Consider the following 16,045-nt stretch of genomic DNA (forward strand, 5'->3'; position numbering starts at 1 on the left):
CCGGGCCGGCCTCATCGCCAGGCGCAAGCTGGTCCCGCTGCCGCCGGACCCGCTGCCGGACAAGCTCTACGCCGTGATCGACGGCACCGGCGTCCCGGTGACCTCAAAGGAGACCGCCGGGCGGGACGGCAAGGGCGAGGACGGCCGCGCGCGGACCCGCGAGGTCAAGATGGCCGTCTTCTTCACCCAGGACAAGGTGAACGCCGACGGCTACCCGGTCCGGGACAGGGCGTCTTCCAGCTACATCGCCACCTTTGAGCCCGCCGCCGCGTTCGCGCGCCTGGTCAAGGCCGAGGGCATCCGCCGCGGAGCGGACCACGTCCGCCAGCTCACCGTCATCGGCGACGGCGCCGCCTGGATCTGGAACCTCGCCGCCGCCACGTTCCCCGAGGCCACCTGCATCGTCGACCTGTTCCACGCCCGCGAGCACCTGCACTCCCTGACCCGCTCCCTGGAGTTCATGCTGGGCGACCGCAAAGACGAATGGCTTGCCGCCCGGCTCGAGGACCTCGACTACGGCTACATCGACGGCATCGCCGCCGCCGTCCGCGAATACCCCCTCGAAGGCATCAAGAAGGACGAGACCGACAGGGAACTCGGCTACTTCCTCAACAACGCACCCCGCATGCGCTACCACTGGTTCCGCTCACGCGGCCTGTTCGTCGGCTCCGGCGTCGTCGAAGCAGGCTGCAAAGCCGTCATCGGCCAGCGCCTCAAGCAGTCCGGCATGCACTGGACCGTCAACGGCGCCGACTCCATCATCACCCTGCGCTGCGCGCAGGCCAGCAGCCAGCACGAAGCCCTCTACGAGCACCGTCACAACCAGACAGGAGCCGCCTGACATGCCCGCACCCGAAGATGATCTTGCCTACCTACAAATCTGACGCACACCCGTCACGGTCCCATATGCCCCCGGTTGTCGGACCCATGTGACACACTGCGGAACTATGACAACGCCTTCCGCAAGCAGTATTCCCAGCCCACGGAAGGCGCGCGGGGCATTTTTCACGCCTGAACCGCTCGCCCGCTTCCTGACAGACTGGGCAATAAGGTCACCCGCCGACGCTATTCTCGAGCCATCTTGCGGTGAAGCCGCTTTCCTGCTCGCAGCAGCCAGCAAGCTCACAGGCCTTGCCAATACCTGTCGCGATAGCGTCGCTGTTCCACATCTTGACGGTATCGAACTGCACCCCGAATCCGCGCAGAGGGCGCTGAGCCTCCTTAACAGCGCGGGGATCCCTGCATCCGTTGAAGTCGGCGACTTCTTCGACGTGAAACCGACTGCTTCATACGATGCTGTGATAGGTAACCCTCCCTACATCCGGTACCAGGAATTCACTGGCGGCGCACGCGCTCGCTCCCGTGAAGCCGCCCTTCGCGCTGGCGTCGCCCTGACTAACCTTGCCTCATCGTGGGCAGCTTTCACTGTCCACGCGTCATTGTTCCTAAAGCCTGGGGGACGCCTTGCCCTAGTGCTACCCGCTGAGCTGCTTACAGTGAACTACGCGGCCGGCATCCGCCGAATGCTCATGGAGAAGTTCGCTCGCGTGGGTCTGGTGCTCTTCGAGGAGCGCGTCTTCCCAGGTGTGCTCGAGGAAGTCGTTTTGCTGATGGCGGACGACTACGCGAACGGCCCGACGGAGCATTGCCGCATCTACCAGGCCCGCAATGCAGACGACCTCCCAACGGCGCTCCTTCCACGGCTATGGCGGCCAGACGCTCCGGAGAGCAAGTGGACACCATCCCTTCTCTCGGCCAAGGCCCTCACTGCTTATGCAGACCTTGCGGCTAGCGCACAATTCTCGCCGCTCCAGACCTGGGGAGAAACCACCCTCGGCATGGTCACTGGAAACAACCGATACTTCGCGCTGAGTCCGCAGAAAGTCGCTGACCTCCGGCTCCGGCCGATGGACCTGATCCCCGTTTCCCCACCTGGGTCACGTCACCTCCGCGGCCTGTCTTTCACCCAATCAGCCCTCACTGAACTCGGGCAAACTGGCTCGGCGACGTGGCTCTTCCGGCCCGCTGACGAGCCCTCACCTGCTGCCCGCGACTACATCGCGCAGGGCGAGGCCATCGGCGTCGACCGCGCGTACAAATGCCGAGTCCGGAGCCCGTGGTGGCGAACGCCCTTCGTTCCCCCGGCTGACCTGCTGCTCACCTACATGAACGCGGATACGCCTCGTCTATGCGCCAACTCAGCTAAAGCCCACCACCTCAACTCCGTCCACGGCGTTTACCTCAATCCCGCGCTCCGCCACCGCGGCCGCGACCTTCTGCCGCTAGCAGCCCTTAACACGGTGACCTTGCTCGGAGCCGAGACTGTGGGCCGGTCCTACGGAGGCGGCATGCTCAAACTCGAGCCGAAAGAGGCTGATCGCCTCCCTGTCCCCTCACCCGCGCTCATTGAGGCAACGTGCACGGCACTGACCGCCCTGCGACCTCAGCTGGCGACGCACCTACGCAACGCGCGCCTCATGGAGGCTGTCCGACTGGTGGACAACGTAATCCTCATCGGGGAACTCGGCCTAAGCCGCGCCGCCGTCCGGGACCTCCGCGAAGCCCATGCCGAACTGACCGCGCGTCGCACTGCGCGGGGAAGCAGCCCCCGTGACACAAATCGATGACCTACTGACCCAGGCCATCAAAGCTGCTGGCCCCAAGCCTCCAGACGATGCCCCCCAGGGCCAGAAAAACCCTTGGGTTGGGAAGCTGTCCAACAATCTCGCGCTCGCTTTCGCCGATGAATTGCGACGCCGTGGGATGACCGAAGCTCGCCCTGCCGGCCCTGGGGACATAGGCCTTTCCGGCGCAGAACGCCGCCTCGCGGGCGGAATCGGGGCGAAACGCGTTGACGTCACCTGGGCAACCGAGGAATCCGGCCTAATGCTCGCTTGCTCCGTCAAGACCATTATGTTCAGGGATTCCAAGTCTGGAAATTTCCAGAAGAATCTGACTAACCGGCGCGGTGACCTCACGGTCGAAGCCGTCACTCTCCACCGCCGTTTCCCTTACGCTGTTCTGTCAGGCTGGCTCTTCCTCGACGCCCAAGCCGCCGATGACTACACCGACAAGCGCCGCAGCACCTTCGAGAACGCATTCCCCCGCCTTCGCTTGTTCACCGGACGCCAGGATCCAGCGGGACGCGAGGAACAATTCGAAAGGCTCTACCTGCTGCTCGTGGACCCCAATCCATTCAACCCGAAAATCGACTGCTACCACGTCGCAGACCAGACACAAACTGTAGATATCGACCAAGCCCTGACCGAGCTAGTCGAACTCGTCGGACAACGCAACTTCGATCTTTATGAAACTGCCGTCGGCAACATCCGCAAAATCTGAACCAACCAACCATGCCGGATCTGGGCGGGCTGCGATGCTACCACCACTCTGGTCCGCTAGCGCATCGCCCGTCATCGCTGGCTGACCGCCACTCCCCCAGGAGCGCACTTTCTATCCCGCGGCCTCAAGTTCCCCGTCGCGTGCAGCCTATTCAGGAACGCCAACCCGCGGAATCGCGGCCTCGGCGGCCAGCGGGTGCCCGATCGCCGCACCGCTTGAGGGGTCGAAGTAGTGCAGTCGCTGGGTGTCCACCGCGAGCTCGAGCGGCTGCCCCGGACGCACAGAAGACCGCGCGGACACCCGCGCCGTCCACAGCGACTTGCCCCCGGCGAGCGCCGCGACCGTCTCGTCCTCGTCCTCCTGGCCGGCCGCCGCGCTGGTGATCGACGCGTGCTCGATGGGCGGCGCGTCGATGGCGAAGATCACGTGGATCTCGCTGCCGAGTTCCTCGGTGACCCCGACCGTGACCGGCAGGCGCGCCCACGAGGCGTCACCCAGGGACCCGTCCTCGAAGTCGGACGGCCGGATGCCGAGGATGACCTTGCGGCCGAGGTAGTCGGCCAGGCCCCGCCTGGCGTCGAGCACGGACGCGGGCACCCGCAGCCGGTAGCCGGCGAAGGTCACCGCAGGGCCGTCGTCGCGGACGAGGTCGGCAAGCGCGAAGTTCATCGCAGGCGATCCGATGAAGCCGGCCACGAACAGGTTCACCGGCGAGTCGAACAGCGTCTGCGGGGTGTCGGCCTGCTGCAGCTTGCCGTCCCGCAGCACGCACACCCGGTTGCCGAGGGTCATCGCCTCGACCTGGTCGTGCGTCACGTACACGGTCGTGGTCCCGAGCCGCTCGTGGAGCTGGTTCAGCGCCGCCCGCATCGAGACGCGCAGCTTGGCGTCGAGGTTCGACAGCGGCTCGTCCATCAGGAACGCCTGCGGCTCGCGGACGATCGCGCGGCCCATCGCGACCCGCTGCCGCTGGCCGCCGGACAGCGCGGCCGGCTTGCGGGACAGGTATGGCTCGAGACCGAGCATCTTGGCCGCGTCGCCGACCCGCCGCTTGATCTCCGCCCGTGGCGTCTTGCGCAGCTTCAGGCCGAACGCCAGGTTCTCCTCCACGGTCATGTGCGGGTACAGCGCGTAGTTCTGGAAGACCATCGCAATGTCGCGGTCCTTGGGCGGCAGGTCATTGACGACCTTGCTGCCGATGGAGATGGTGCCCCTGGTGATCTCCTCGAGCCCGGCGATCGACCTCAGGGCGGTCGACTTCCCGCATCCGGAGGGCCCGACAAGCACCATGAACTCGCCTTCCTTCACCGCCAGGGTCAGGTCGTCGAGGGCCTTGACGTTGCCCTGGTAAACCTTGTCCACGTGGTCAAGGACAATCTGCGCCATGCGGGAACTCCCTTGTCAGCCGTGTCCCAGAGCTAACCACGCGCCGTCGCCGCCGGTGCGGCCGCGGACGGGATGGTTCTCCCGGTTCCCGTGAATTCTGATGTTTGCCGGGCGCGCTGGCAAGGGGCCGTGCCATGCCCTAGCCGGACACGTCCAGGGGGTTGTCCAGATCCCACATTGATTCGAGCCGGTCGGGGTCGGGGTCGTGGTCGGTGTCGTCGTAGCCGTCCTGGGTGGGGTCGAGCAGGCCGGGCGCGGCTTGCGGGCTGGTCTCGGTGATCCGGCACGCAGGGTAGCGCTGACCACTTTCGAGTTGCGCGAGTACCGACGCCAACTGGAGAGCGCGATTGCGTTCTTCGACGCTAAGGACCCCATCGCTTCGATGGTGAGCCGACGATCATGGCGAGGGCTTTGGGATTTGGGTCCTGTTTAGGCACTAAGAGGTTGCTGCAAGGCCTCGCTCATGCACCACGCGCCAGGCGCTCTCAACGTGCGGTTGGGTGAAGAGGGAGGACTTGCGCTGACTCCATCGGCGAACCTCTTCGTGGGCGACACCGCTATTCGCCATTGCTGTGGCGTCGTGAGTCATGACCCAGTGAACTGTCGCAAGGAGCTCCAATCCGTAAGTGCTCTCGAAACCCTCGATTTCACTTAGTACCGAATGGATCCGCGCGGCGGTCGCCGGATGGCTGGCGATATACCTATCCAGTCCCTCGTAGATCTCGGGCTTCACCCGGATTGGCTCGGCCTTGGTGATGGGCAATGAGCCGTCCCCGAAACCGACGATGAAATGCCCTTCCATGGCGCGCAGCGATTTCCGCAGCTCGTCCGCGTACGGACCATACACAGCCGCGCTGAAGACCAGCCGAAGCGCTTCCCCGTTAACCTGGAGGAAGTAAGCGAGCTTCTGTACCTCAACGAGCGTAGGGGGTTCAAAAGAAACTCGCTCATACTCCCGCATAAGCGCCAGCAACGCGGCGCGAGCCGGCGTCAGCTTCGGCGCCGGTTCACGGCTTGGCTGCTCGGCAGCGCTCGGAGCACCTTTCGGAGCGAAGATGCGTACGTCGACAGCGCCAGCAAGCGGCTCGAGAGAGCGCAGCATCCGCGGCTCGACCTCACTCCAGTCCAATCCGCCATTGCCGCATCCGAGGGGTGGGATAGCGATGGACGTGATGTCGAGTTCGCGAATCACCCGGGTCAAGTCGTAGAGGCCGGTCTCGATGTCGATGAGCTTGGATCGGGCACGCCAGTGCCGCTTCGTAGGGAAGTTGATGATGTACCGAGGACCAGTCAGCGATCCGGTCTCCCATACATACATGTGACCCAGCGTGACCTCACCCCGCTTGCAGGCCGCCTCATAGTCCTTGAACATCGCGGGCCACGCCCTCTTAAACTGCAGGGCAATCCCCTTGCCCATGATGCCCTCGGTGTTGACAGTGTTGACGAGCGCCTCGACGTCCTGCGTGAGGAGGTTCCCAGTACCTCGTGTGATCGGCATCGGCATCCCTCAGAAATACCACTCGGCACTGACAACGACAGGGGTCGACACACCAGCCGCACCCAGTACTCGCTCGACCTCAGCACGGGCACGCCCGGTCTTCGTCGCGATTCCTTCGATGACCTGCCACGGAACACGCGGATGGACGAGGCACTCCGCCTGGCGGCGTTCCTTGCGGTCAGGATCGTCCAGCGTGTTGTTCCAGTACGTCGCCGTCATGAGGGGCCAATCGATGAAGTCATCGTCATCTAGGTCCCCGTCGTGATCGGTCATCTCCGCGTAGCCCAGCTCCGCGTGGCGGTTGCTGGCAATCACCGTCAGCCCCGCCTTGCGCAGAGTCTGAGTGGAACTCACCAAGTAGATGATCTGTTCGGTGCATGCGGCCTCCTCGCTGACCAGGCCGCGCGTTATGGCGTAGAGCATCGGGCTTCGTGGCGCGAAGTAGAAGGGAACGTAGTCAGCTAGGGTGCCGCCGACTCCGCACGGCACCAGGCGGAGGGCGTGGCGCCGCTTGATATGGTCATACCCAATCTCAACCCCAGTGATCTGTCGTCGCCTGCACGCATTGTCGGCAGCAGTCCGTGCTCGATCACGCTTGGAAGTCGCTCGATCCGCGTCATATGGAGCACAGGGGTAGGCACCGGGCGGGTCACAGCCCTATGGTGCCTTACCAGCACCGGCATGGCTTGCCTTCGACGGATTCAGCCTGTACCTCCGGTATCTGGATCCCTTGCTTACCTCGTTTCACTTCGTTTCCTGATACCTTCCAGCGGCAAGCAACCCGCGCGGTTCCGTGACGTGCGCCGTCAGGCGTCCGCCACGGCGCGATGCGGCCAGGCCTATACTGCAGGCCGCTCTCCGCATGACGCCGGGAGCGGCCGATACCGTTAGCCGCTACGTCAGAGCGGGTAAGTCGCCTCGATCACGAACCGGCGCGCTGGCAAGAGGCACGCACCATGCCGACACGGCTACCCGGGCAGGTCGCGCACCGACACCGGCGTGACAAGCACCCGGCCGGAATCCACCACGCGGACCGGGCCGGTGAGCGTGAAGGACCCGGACAGCGGCAGGTCGTCGCAGGCCCCCCCGATGGCGACGCCGATCTCGCCGGGCTCGACGATCCGCTCGCCGCCCAGGCCGGTGAACGCGGTCCGGTCGGCGTGCAGCCGGAAGGCGACGCGCCCGGCCTGCCCGGGCTCGAGCGGCACCCGCGCGAACCCCGCCAGCCAGCGGACCGGCCGCACGACCTGGGCTTGCGGGTCGCTGAGGTAGAGCTGCACGACTTCCGTGCCGGCTCTGGTTCCGGTGTTACGGACTGTGCAGGATATTTCCACCGTGCCGTCGGTCGGTGCCTCGTCCGGGGACAGCAGGAGGTCGGAGTAGCCGAACGTCGTGTACGACAGCCCGTGCCCGAAAGCGAACAGCGGCGTCGGGTCGACCGAACTGCCCTCGTGCCGCCCGGCGTTCCGCGACCGCAGGTACGTCGAAGGCTGCGCCCCCGCCGACCCGGGCAGCTCCACGGGGAGCCTGCCGCTTGGCACCACGCGCCCGGTCAGCACGTCCGCGATCGCGTGCCCGCCCTCCTCACCGGGGAAGAACGCCTGCACGACGGCCGCGAGCCGGCCTGCCACGCCACCGATCGCGTATGGCCGGCCGGTGACGAGCACCGCGACGACGGGCTTGCCGGTGTCGGCGAGCGCGTGCAGCAGGTCTTCCTGCACCCCGGGCAGCCTGAGCTCGGTCACGTCGCAGCCCTCGCCGGAGGTCCCGCGCCCGAACAGCCCCGCCTGGTCTCCCACGACCGCGACAACAACTTCTACAGAACGGGCCGCCGCGACTGCCCCGGCGAACCCGCACCTGTCGGTGCCGCGCACCTCGCAGCCGGGCGCGTACACCACGTCGGGCAGCTGTTCGCGCAGCGCGGCCAGCAGGGTGGTGACCCGCACGCCGGCGCCATCGGTGCTGGTGGCCATGTGCCGCGGCATGCTGTAGCAGCCGAAGAACGCCAGCGGGTCGTCGGCAAGCGGGCCGACGACCGCGACCTTCGCGGCTTTCCCCTGGCGGCGCGGGTCAGCCGGCCCGGCAAGCGGCAGCACGCCGCCGGGGTTGGCGAGCAGCACCACGGACTCCTCGGCGAGGCGGCGGGCGATGCCGCGGTGCGCGGGCGGATCCAGGTCGGGCACCGCGGCGCCGTCTTCCGCGGGGTCTAGGGCGGGGACGGCGGACCAGCCCGGGTCGAGCATGCCGAGCTCGAACTTCTGCCGCAGCACGCGGGCCACGGCCTGGTCCACGGTCTCTACCGTGACGTCTCCGGCGGTCGCCGCCGACCGCAGCGGCGTGCCGTAGCAGCGCACGCTTGGCAGTTCGACGTCCACGCCCGCCGTCAGGGCAAGCGCGGCGGCGCCCGCGGGCGACGCGGCGACCGCGTGCTGCAGCTCGAGGAAGGAGACGGCGTAATAGTCGGAGACGACCAGGCCGTCGAAGCCGAGCGTGTCGCGCAGCAGCGCCCCGAGCAGTTCGGCGTCGGCGGTGGCGGGCACGCCGTCGGTCGCGACATAGGTCGGCATCACGGACCGGGCGCCGCCGATCCTGATGGCCATCTCGAACGGCGGCACGAGGACGTCGGCGAACTCACGCCTGCCCATGGACACGGGCGCCATGTTGCGGCCGGCCCGGGAGGCCGAGTATCCGGCGAAGTGCTTCAGCGTCGCATGCACGCCCGCGGACTGCAGCCCCTGCACGTAGCCGGTCCCGATGGTCGCGACCAGGTACGGGTCCTCGCCGATGGTCTCCTCCGTGCGGCCCCAGCGGGGGTCGCGGGTCACGTCGAGGACGGGCGCCAGGCCCTGGTGGATGCCCATGGCGCGCATGGTCAGGCCGAAGGCCCGTGCCATCTCGCGGACCAGGGCCGGGTCGAAGGTCGCGCCCCAGGCGAGCGGGGTAGGGAAGATCGTCGCGGTCCACGCGGCGAAGCCGGTCAGGCACTCCTCGTGCGCGACCGCCGGGATGCCGAACCGGCTGGCGGCCACCACCCGCGCCTGCAGGGCGGCCAGCGCGCGCATCCCCGCGGCGGGGTCCACGGGCCGGGTGCCGAACACCCGCGTCAGCTGCCCCATGCCGAGGGAGATCAGCTCCTCCAGCGGTGCCAGCTCGTGGCTGAACTGGTCCTGGAACGGGGCGACGCCGTCCCCGTCACCGGAGGCGCCCATCCAGACGCTGCCGAGCTGCGCGATCTTCTCCGCCAGCGTCATCCTGGCGAGCAGGTCGGCGACGCGCTCGTCCACCGGGCAGCCGGGATCGCGCCACGCTTCCGCGTCGCGGTCGCGCTCCGCCACCCCCGTAGCGCCCCCCTCGGCCACCCCCGTCCCGCTCCCTTCCGGCATCTCGGATAGTTCGGTTTTGTCCAGCGGTTGTGTCACTGCGAGCGCTCCCGGAGAGCGGCAGTCGACTCGCGCATGATGAGTTCGGTGGACAGCTCGACCCGGGTCGAGCGCAGCGGCCGGTCTTCGATCAGCTCGCCGAGCATCTGCGCGGCGGCGCTGCCCATCTCGGCGAGCGGCTGCCGGACGGTGGTCAGCGGCGGGGATGCCCAGCGGGCAACCGGCAGCTCGTCGAAGCCGACCACGCTGAGGTCCTCGGGTATCCGCAGGCCGTGCTGGCGAGCCGCCTCGTAGACCCCGAACGCCTGCTGGTCGCTGCCCGCGAAGATGGCCGTCGGCGGCTGCGCGAGTTCGAGCAGCTCGACGGCGCGCGCGAAACCGCCCTCGTGCTGGAAGTCGCCGTACCGCACCAGCCCGGGGTCGAACCGCACGCCTGCCCGCTCGAGCGCGGACCGGTAGCCGTCAAGCCGCGCCAGGCTGCACAGGTAGTCGATCGGCCCGGTGATGGCGGCGATCCGGCGGTGCCCGAGGCCGAGCAGGTGCTCGGTCGCGGCCAGGCCGCCCGCCCAGTTGGTCGCGCCGACACTCGGAATCTCCGGCGGCGGGGTGTTCGCCGGGTCGATGACCACGAGCGGGATGCCCGCGCTGCGGAGCTGGCCGAGCTGGGTGTCGGTCAGCTTGGTCGTCACCAGGATCACGCCGTCGGTGTCGTGGCTGGCCAGCGCGCTCGTCCAGCTCGCGGGACGGGCGTCGCCGTGCCGCACCGAGGAGACCGCGACCGCCGTCTCGTGCAGCGCACCCCATTCCTCCACGCCGCGCAGTATCTCCACCGCCCACGGGCTGTCCAGCCCGTTGAACACGAGGTCGACAAGTCCTGAGCGGCGGCGCCTGCGCAGGCCGCTTCGCGCGTACTGGTGCAGGTCGAGCAGCTCCTCCACCCGTGCCCTCGTGGACGGGGCGACGTCCGGGCGGCCGTTGACCACCTTCGACACCGTGGGCAGCGAGACACCGGCCTCGGCGGCGATCGCGGCGAGCGTGGTCCTGCGCTCTAGCAGCCGCTGAGGGTCGCGCCGCCGCGCCGTTGCGCCCTGCTGCTGCCGCGCGGTTCCCTCTTCCTGTTGCCGCACAGCGCCACCTTTCGACTGTTCAAACCGAAACTTTCTGCCAGCACATGCTCCCCCTGGGACGCCATGTCCATGCTGCATCGTACGCGAATCGCTTGGTCATGGGAATCTCTCCAAGCTGACCAAGAGCTCCGAGACCAGCCCGGAAAAAAAGAAGGTAACACAGTGGGAACGAGGGGTTGACCACGGCAGCGCGGCGATTTTACGATGACGGCACGTCGAAAGTGTTGCTAAAAACTTTCGAAACGCCCGGTCGGCAGCAGCGCCTGCAATGCCGTCCGTCTGCCTCGGGCCGACCCCTCAGGAGATGACCATCCATGCGTAGCAGCCGGGTACTCGCCGCCATCGCAGTCGCGGTGGCCACGGCAACTGCGGTCGCCGCGTGTAGCAGCGGCAGCTCAAGTTCAAGCTCAAGCGTTTCCACTACCACCACCCCCACCAGCTCAACCGCGCCCGCCAGCTCCGTCGCGACGGACACCATGTGGCTGGTGACCACAGGCCCGAGCCCCGCCAACACCGCGATACAAAACCTGGTCACGTCCTTCGAGAACAGCCACCCTGGCGACAAGATCACCATCGACTTCGTCGAGAACCAGTCGTACAAGACGAAGATCCAGCTCGCGATGGGTGCCCACAACGAGCCGACAATCTTCTGGTCCTGGGGCGGCGGCACGCTGCAGGAGTACATCAAGGCCGGCGACGTCGATTCGCTCGGCACCACGAGCACCGCTTCCTGGCTGTCGGACTTCCTGCCGTCCTCGCTCGGGGCGGTCACCTACCAGGGCCAAGTCTACGGCGTCCCGGTCGAGGGTACCCAGCCGGTCTACTTCTTCTACAACAAGCAGATCTTCGACAAGTACCACCTCACGTTCCCGACGACATGGAGCGGGCTGCTGTCCACGGTGGCCACGCTGAAGTCCGACGGCGTCATCCCGATCTCGCTCGCCGAGGGTGACCAGTGGCCGGGCCTGATGTTCCTTGAGTACCTCACCGACCGGATCGGCGGGCCGACCGTCGCCGACGCGCTCCAGTCCAACGCGGCCAACGGCTGGTCGAACCCCGCGGTCACGCAGGCGCTGACCGACATCCAGGATCTGGTCAAGGCCGGAGCGTTCCAGACCGGCTACGCCTCGACGCACTACAGCGGCGGCGCCTCCGACGCGCTTGTCTACAGCGGCAAGGCGGCCATGCAGCTGATGGGTGACTGGGACATCTCCAGCATCCTCGGCTCGGACCCGTCCTTCGTGAAGGACGGTTACGACGGCATGGCCTCGTTCCCGACCGTGGCAGGCGGGACGGGCAACCCGGCCGACCTGGCAGGCAACACGGCCAGCTACGTCGCGATCTCGGCCAACGCGACCGCGGCGCAGAAGACCGTCGCCGAGGAGTTCTTCGCCGACTACCTGACCTCGCAGGCCTACGCCAAGGCCGAAATCGCGGCGGGCGAGGTGCCGGTCGTGACGGGCGCGTCCTCGCTGTTCGCCGGCCAGTCGCTCGCCTCCTACGACACGACCATCTACGATTCCGTTCAGTCGGCGCCGAGCTTCCAGTACTCCTGGGACCAGGCGATGACCCCGGCGGTGGCGACCGTGATGCTCACCAACCTTGAGGACATCTTCACGCTCACCGAGAGCCCGGCCAAGTTCGAGTCCACTCTGAACGCGGAGGCTAAGTCGACCTCGTGACCACGCAAGCCGCCGCGGGAGGCTCCGCCGGCGCCACCCCTGCGCCCGCTCCGCACTCCCTTCCGCGGAGCGGGCGCAGGCTTCGCCAGCGGAAGGGCAGCTGGGTGGCCGACCTGGTCGGGGTCGGCCCGCCCATGGTGCTGTTCTGCCTCTTCATCGTCATCCCGATGATCCTCGCCGTCGCGATGAGCTTCGTCACCTGGAACGGCCTCGGCACCCCGGCATGGGCCGGCTGGTCGAACTGGGCGCAGTTCTTCCACGATCCGGTGGCGCGCACATCCGTGGAAGTGACCCTCAAGGTCGTGGTGCTGAGCTACGCGATCCAGACGCCGATCTCGATGGCGCTCGGCCTGTTCACAGCGGGCAGGCAGCGCTACAGGACGGTGTACGCCACGATCTTCGTGCTCCCGCTGCTGCTGTCCACCGCGGGCATCGCGCTGATGTGGGAGTCGTTCCTCGACCCGACCTTCGGCGCGCTCACCTCGCTGTCGAACTCATGGCACCTGTCGTTCCTCACCCAGAACTGGCTGGGCAGCCCGAGCCTGACGCTGTACGTGATAATCGCGATCATCGCGTGGCAGTTCATCCCGTTCCACACGCTGCTGTACGCGGTCGGCCGCCGGCAGATCCCCGCGGTCCTTTACGAGGCCGCCAGGATCGACGGCGCCAGCCCGGCGCAGATGTTCTGGCGGGTGACCCTCCCGCAGTTGCGGTACACGATCGTCACCTCGGGCATCTTGATGATCGTCGGCTCGCTCACCTACTTCGACATCATCTACATCATGACCGACGGCGGTCCGGGATACGCGACGCGCGTGCTGTCGCTCGACATGTACAGCGTCGCGTTCCAGCAGGACCAGTACGGGTATGCCAGCGTGCTCGCCGTCGTCCTCGGCATCATCGGGATCGCGGTGGCGGTCGGCCTGGTCAGGTTCAGCGGGTTCGCGTCGATGACGAGCCAGCAGGAAGGAGCGGCCTGATGTGGTCGCGGCTGCGCCCCGGGCGGGCGGTGCCGGTCGTGCTCGCCACCGGGTGGCTGGTCATCGTCGTCGCGCCGCTGTACTACATGATCCTGGCCAGCTTCCGCACCCAGGGCACGTACCTGACCGCCAACCCGTGGATACCGGCGGGCGGCCTGTCCGTCAGCTCGTACCGCACGGTATTCGCCGCCGGCCTCGGCACGTACGCGCTGAACAGCGTGATCCTCACGGCGGTCTGCATCGCGGTGACCGCGACGCTCTCGCTCGGGGCGGCGTACCGGATCATCCGGCGGAACTCGAGGGCGGTCGGCGTCTCGTTCACGATCATGCTGTTCGGGCTGGCGATCCCGATCCAGGCGATCATCGTGCCGATCTACATACTCATCTACAAGATGCACCTGTACGACACGCTGTTCGCGCTGATCCTCACGCTCAGCGCGGCGGCGATCCCGGTGTCCGTGCTCATCATGGTGAGCTTCGTCAGGGACATCCCGCGTGACCTGATCAACGCCATGCTCGTCGACGGCGGGACCGAGTGGACCGTCTTCAGGCAGCTCATCTGGCCGCTGTCGCGGCCGGTGATGGCGACGCTGGCGATCTACAACGGGCTGAACGTGTGGAACAACTTCCTGCTCCCGCTGGTGCTGACCACCAGCAACAGCGTCGCGGTCCTGCCGCTCGGCCTGACCAGGCTGGAGGGCCTGTACTCGATCAACGTGCCTGCCGTGATGGCAGGCGTGCTGCTGTCGGTGCTGCCGCTGCTCGTGCTGTTCGTGTTCATGCGCCGCCAGGTGATGAACAGCCTGGGCGGAATAGTGGCGCGATGAGCGAGGCAGCCATCCCGGGCACGGACGGTCTTTCGTCCGCTCCGCGGCTCCCGTGGCTGCAGCTCGTGCTGAACAGCTGCTTCGCCGAGCCGCTGTCCGGCGAGTTCGCCGCCTGCTTCGCGGACGCGCCGGAGGACGAGTGCGTCGCTCTTGGTGGGTCTTTCGCCTTCGCCAACTGCGAGGAGAATAGGGATCTGTGCGAGGTCGTCTCCCGGTCGGCGCAGCCTGCCGCGGACTGACCCGCGCGCGCCAGAGGGTGCCCAGAGAGGAGTTACCCGTGACCGACAGTTACGTGCCGACCAGGGAAGACCACTTTTCGTTCGGGATATGGACGGTGGGATGGCAGGGGACGGATGTCTTCGGTACGGCGGTCCGCCCGCCGATGCCGGCCGATCGCGCGGTCCGCAAGCTCGCCGAGCTCGGTGCCTATGGCGTGAACTTCCACGACAACGACGTGTTCGACTTCGGCGCGTCCGCAGCCGATCGGGACGAGCGGATCGCGGCGTTCCGCAAGGCGCTCGATGAGACCGGCCTGGTGGTCACCACGGCCACCACGAACCTGTTCTGGCACCCGATGTTCAAGGACGGCGCGTTCACCGCGAACGAGCGCGAGGTGCGCCGGTTCGCCCTCGCCAAGGTCATGCGCAACCTGGACCTGGCCGCCGAGCTGGGCGCGCGGGTGTACGTGTTCTGGGGTGGCAGGGAGGGTGCCGAGCACGGCGCCTCCAAGGACATCAGGGTGGCGCTCGACCGGTACGCCGAGGGACTGAACCTGCTGACCCAGTACGTTCTCGACCAGGGCTACCAGATCCGGTTCGCGGTCGAGCCCAAGCCGAACGAGCCGCGCGGCGACATCCTGCTGCCCACCGTCGGGCACGCCCTCGCCTTCATCAACTCGCTCGAGCACCCGCAGCTCGTCGGAGTCAACCCCGAGGTCGGCCACGAGGAAATGTCCGGCCTGAACTACGCGCACGGCATCGCCCAGGCGCTGTGGCACGGCAAGCTGTTCCACATCGACCTGAACGGGCAGCACGGTCCGCGCTACGACCAGGACCTGCGGTTCGGCGCAGGGAACGTGCGGGGCGCGTTCTGGGTGGTGGACACGCTGCTCGCCGGGGGCTACTCCGGCCCGGTGCACTTCGACTACAAGCCGCCGCGCACGGAGGACGACGACGGCGTCTGGGCGTCGGCCGCCGCGTGCATGCGGAACTACCTGATCCTGCGCGAGAAGGTACGCGCGTTCCGGGCCGACCCCGAGGTTGCCGAGGCGCTGCGCGCCGCCCGCGCGCCGGAGCTCGCCGCGCCCACGCTCGCACCGGGGGAGACCTGGCGCGACGTGCGCGACGTGACCGTGGATGCCGACGCACTCGGCCGCCGCGGGATGGGCTACGAGCACCTGGACCAGCTCGCCATGGAACACCTCTACGGCGTCCGCTGAGCGGTCGCCCCGCGCGCCCCGCCGACGTCGCCATGACCAGCCCGATGCCGCCCTGGCAGCTCACGACCGCGGAGCTGGACCGCGAGGTCGAATCGCTCGAGGCGTCCATCAGGGACCTGCCGCCAGATGAGGGCGAGCACGAGCTCAGGCGGCTGACCCAGCTGTACGCCGAGCGCGACGAGCGCAGGCGCCTGTCGGGTCGCATCCTGCGGCCAGCCGAACGGCGCTTCCCCGACGACGCCTCCTGACCCCATCGGTCACAAGGGGCATCTGGCGTGCACTTTGCACACTCCGTGACGTTTTGTCGCCCGGAATGTCCGGAATGTCCATACATGGAGTGTCCAAAGTGGCATTTCCGGGACTGGTGGGGCGCCAGGGGAGACCG

13 protein-coding genes and 2 pseudogenes are annotated in these 16,045 nt (G+C 67.4%); 9 read left to right on the forward strand and 6 right to left on the reverse strand.

Going from position 1 to position 16,045, the window contains the following annotated elements; genetic code table 11:
* From Q1N79_RS12675 to Q1N79_RS12685, 3 genes and pseudogenes are all read left to right on the forward strand, one after another.
* Window positions 1-841 (forward strand): annotated as a pseudogene (locus Q1N79_RS12675) (ISKra4 family transposase); the annotation flags it as partial.
* Window positions 842-947: 106 nt separating this feature from the next.
* Complete coding sequence (locus Q1N79_RS12680; RefSeq protein WP_300608645.1) at window positions 948-2,627, forward strand: N-6 DNA methylase; 1,680 nt, start codon at window positions 948-950, stop codon at window positions 2,625-2,627.
* Window positions 2,611-3,342 (forward strand): hypothetical protein, encoded by a 732-nt coding sequence (locus tag Q1N79_RS12685; protein WP_300608647.1) that lies wholly within the window; start codon window positions 2,611-2,613, stop codon window positions 3,340-3,342. Before Q1N79_RS12680 ends, Q1N79_RS12685 begins: the two co-directional genes overlap by 17 nt.
* 147 nt (window positions 3,343-3,489) lie before the next feature.
* Here the strand turns inward: Q1N79_RS12685 and Q1N79_RS12690 are convergent, their stop codons facing one another.
* From Q1N79_RS12690 to Q1N79_RS12715, 6 genes and pseudogenes are all read right to left on the reverse strand, one after another.
* On the reverse strand, window positions 3,490-4,728 hold the full coding sequence (locus Q1N79_RS12690; protein WP_300608649.1) for an ABC transporter ATP-binding protein: 1,239 nt from the start codon (window positions 4,726-4,728) through the stop codon (window positions 3,490-3,492).
* Between the two features lie 139 nt (window positions 4,729-4,867).
* Entirely contained in the window at window positions 4,868-5,062 is a 195-nt protein-coding gene (locus Q1N79_RS12695) for a hypothetical protein (protein WP_300608651.1), read from the reverse strand.
* 102 nt (window positions 5,063-5,164) lie between these two features.
* A complete protein-coding gene (locus Q1N79_RS12700) occupies window positions 5,165-6,232 on the reverse strand; it encodes a macro domain-containing protein (protein ID WP_300608653.1) in 1,068 nt (355 codons plus the stop codon).
* A gap of 3 nt (window positions 6,233-6,235) precedes the next feature.
* Window positions 6,236-6,787 (reverse strand): annotated as a pseudogene (locus Q1N79_RS12705) (DUF4433 domain-containing protein); the annotation flags it as partial.
* A 407-nt stretch (window positions 6,788-7,194) separates the two neighbouring features.
* Entirely contained in the window at window positions 7,195-9,645 is a 2,451-nt protein-coding gene (locus Q1N79_RS12710) for a glycoside hydrolase family 3 N-terminal domain-containing protein (protein ID WP_367185064.1), read from the reverse strand.
* Complete coding sequence (locus tag Q1N79_RS12715) at window positions 9,642-10,661, reverse strand: LacI family DNA-binding transcriptional regulator (RefSeq protein ID WP_300608726.1); 1,020 nt, start codon at window positions 10,659-10,661, stop codon at window positions 9,642-9,644. Before Q1N79_RS12715 ends, Q1N79_RS12710 begins: the two co-directional genes overlap by 4 nt.
* A gap of 557 nt (window positions 10,662-11,218) precedes the next feature.
* Between Q1N79_RS12715 and Q1N79_RS12720 the strand changes: the two genes are divergently transcribed.
* The 6 genes from Q1N79_RS12720 to Q1N79_RS12745 all read left to right on the forward strand — a co-directional run bounded on the left by Q1N79_RS12720 (window position 11,219) and on the right by Q1N79_RS12745 (window position 15,908).
* Entirely contained in the window at window positions 11,219-12,415 is a 1,197-nt protein-coding gene (locus tag Q1N79_RS12720; protein WP_300608655.1) for an extracellular solute-binding protein, read from the forward strand.
* Between the two features lie 104 nt (window positions 12,416-12,519).
* Complete coding sequence (locus Q1N79_RS12725) at window positions 12,520-13,395, forward strand: carbohydrate ABC transporter permease (protein WP_300608657.1); 876 nt, start codon at window positions 12,520-12,522, stop codon at window positions 13,393-13,395.
* A complete protein-coding gene (locus Q1N79_RS12730; protein ID WP_300608659.1) occupies window positions 13,395-14,222 on the forward strand; it encodes a carbohydrate ABC transporter permease in 828 nt (275 codons plus the stop codon). The genes Q1N79_RS12725 and Q1N79_RS12730 overlap by 1 nt, the downstream gene beginning before the upstream one ends.
* Window positions 14,219-14,461, forward strand: a complete 243-nt coding sequence (locus Q1N79_RS12735) for a hypothetical protein (RefSeq protein ID WP_300608661.1) — start codon at window positions 14,219-14,221, stop codon at window positions 14,459-14,461. The genes Q1N79_RS12730 and Q1N79_RS12735 overlap by 4 nt, the downstream gene beginning before the upstream one ends.
* A 38-nt stretch (window positions 14,462-14,499) precedes the next feature.
* Window positions 14,500-15,660 carry a xylose isomerase gene (gene xylA, locus Q1N79_RS12740; protein WP_300608664.1) on the forward strand — a complete coding sequence of 387 codons (1,161 nt, stop codon included), beginning with the start codon at window positions 14,500-14,502 and terminating at the stop codon, window positions 15,658-15,660.
* 32 nt (window positions 15,661-15,692) lie between these two features.
* Complete coding sequence (locus Q1N79_RS12745; protein ID WP_300608666.1) at window positions 15,693-15,908, forward strand: hypothetical protein; 216 nt, start codon at window positions 15,693-15,695, stop codon at window positions 15,906-15,908.
* Window positions 15,909-16,045: the final 137 nt, after the last annotated feature.

Source organism: Trebonia sp. (assembly GCF_030042015.1).
Lineage (GTDB): Bacteria > Actinomycetota > Actinomycetes > Streptosporangiales > Streptosporangiaceae > Trebonia.

Excerpts from the sequence above, each read along its gene's own strand:
- Q1N79_RS12680 (WP_300608645.1), top strand. The coding sequence starts at position 948 with ATGACAACGCCTTCCGCAAGCAGTATTCCCAGCCCACGGAAGGCGCGC.
- Q1N79_RS12730 (WP_300608659.1), top strand. The coding sequence starts at position 13,395 with ATGTGGTCGCGGCTGCGCCCCGGGCGGGCGGTGCCGGTCGTGCTCGCC.
- Q1N79_RS12745 (WP_300608666.1), top strand. The coding sequence starts at position 15,693 with ATGACCAGCCCGATGCCGCCCTGGCAGCTCACGACCGCGGAGCTGGAC.
- Q1N79_RS12700 (WP_300608653.1), bottom strand. The coding sequence starts at position 6,232 with ATGCCGATGCCGATCACACGAGGTACTGGGAACCTCCTCACGCAGGAC.
- Q1N79_RS12690 (WP_300608649.1), bottom strand. The coding sequence starts at position 4,728 with ATGGCGCAGATTGTCCTTGACCACGTGGACAAGGTTTACCAGGGCAAC.
- Q1N79_RS12735 (WP_300608661.1), top strand. The coding sequence starts at position 14,219 with ATGAGCGAGGCAGCCATCCCGGGCACGGACGGTCTTTCGTCCGCTCCG.